This window comes from Ascidiimonas meishanensis, assembly GCF_037782385.1.
Classification (GTDB): Bacteria; Bacteroidota; Bacteroidia; order Flavobacteriales; family Flavobacteriaceae; genus Ascidiimonas; species Ascidiimonas meishanensis.
Window position 1 is genome coordinate 1 of sequence record NZ_JBBEXD010000038.1, and the last position, 1,582, is coordinate 1,582.

Genomic DNA, 1,582 nt, shown 5'->3' on the forward strand with positions numbered 1-1,582 from the left:
TTGATTATCAGCACGACCAGTAAACATTAGATTTCCATCGGCTCGCCAATAGGCTAAATCTCCGGTACGGTACAAACGAGCATCTTTTTCTTTACTAAAAGGATTAGGTATAAATCGGGAAGCAGTCAAGTCTTCACGGTTCAGATAACCCGCAGAAATTCCTGCTCCTCCAATATAGATCTCCCCTACCACACCTGTTGGAAGGAGTTTTTGATCTTTGTCAAGTATATAAACCGATGTATTCCCCACCGGACGCCCTATACTAACCCTATCGTCTGAAAGTAAATCTTTGTCAACTTTACATTCTACAGAGGTAATAGTAGTCTCCGTGGGACCATATTTATTGTAAAAATCAAAAGAACCCATAAACTTCAAAGCCAAAGAGGCTTTACACAATTCTCCACCAGAAACTATTCGCTTTAAGTCAGTAAGACCTGTAAACGAAAAGAGCTCTAGGTAAGAAGGAGTCGCATGCAAGTGACTAACTCTATGTAGTTTGATATAGTCTGTAAATAGCCGAGGGTCTAAAATGGTGTCTTCATCAACCAATACCAAAGCAGCACCACTAGTTAATGCAATCCAGATCTGTTCCAGAGAGGCATCAAAATAATAGGCAGAGAACTGCAAAATGCGTTCGTTATGCTCTATATTAAAAAATTGTGTTTGATGTGTAATATAATTAAGCAGACTGCTATGACGTATTACCACTCCCTTTGGCGTACCGGTAGAACCAGAGGTATAAATTATATAGGCATTATCTCCTGCTTGGCAATCACTTGTCAAGAACTCTGATGTTTTAGTATATGCTTCATCTAAGGTTGGATCAATACATCTCACTTCTCCCAAGAGCTGTTGGTTTTCACCAGTAGTGAGAACCAATTTGGCATTGCTTTCTTGAAGTATCTGTTGGGTTCTTAATAAGGGTTGTTTTGCATTCAATGGAAGATAGCAAGCCCGGCACTTGAGAATAGCAAGCATTGAAATAATAACTTCGCAAGAGCGTTCCAGCAAAACAGCTACTACTTCTCCATGTCTGAGGCCTTGTGAATATAAAGTGGCTGCAAGAATCGTAGAGCGTTCGTCCAATTCTCTGTAGGTATAATATGTTTCATTAAATATAAGAGCGGTTGCATCGGAGCTATTTTGAACCTGTTTTAGGAATAGCCCCATTACTGTTTGGTCAGAAGAAAAATCGAATTGGGTTTGGTTAAATTCCTCTAGCTGTAATTTACGCTCAGTTTCTGGCATTACCTCATAGGCAGCGATTGCTAAAGTGGCGTCTGAAAGCACTCGATCCATCAGCAGAGTAAAATAATTTATAAAACGTACTGCCGTAGCTGCTGTAAACAGATCAGTTCGATAGCTCATATTTAGATGCATTACGTCTTCTATTTCTACAACACTAAGGCTCAGGTCAAACTTAGAGGTTTGATCTTTAGTGGCCCTATAGGGTTCTATTTCCAAATCGGGAAGATGGTTACCCTGATTTTCCTTTTGCTCGTGAACGTAATTGAATAGTACATCAAACAGCGGGTTACGACTCGTGTCACGATCAATCCCTAATTCCTCTACTAAGGTTTCA

At 39.9% G+C, this 1,582-nt stretch carries 1 protein-coding gene; it reads right to left on the reverse strand.

The genetic code is table 11. From position 1 onward, the window contains the following. Positions 1 to 1,582 (reverse strand): non-ribosomal peptide synthetase (locus WBG07_RS19305; RefSeq protein WP_340203766.1); only part of this gene is annotated, 1,582 nt, incomplete at both ends.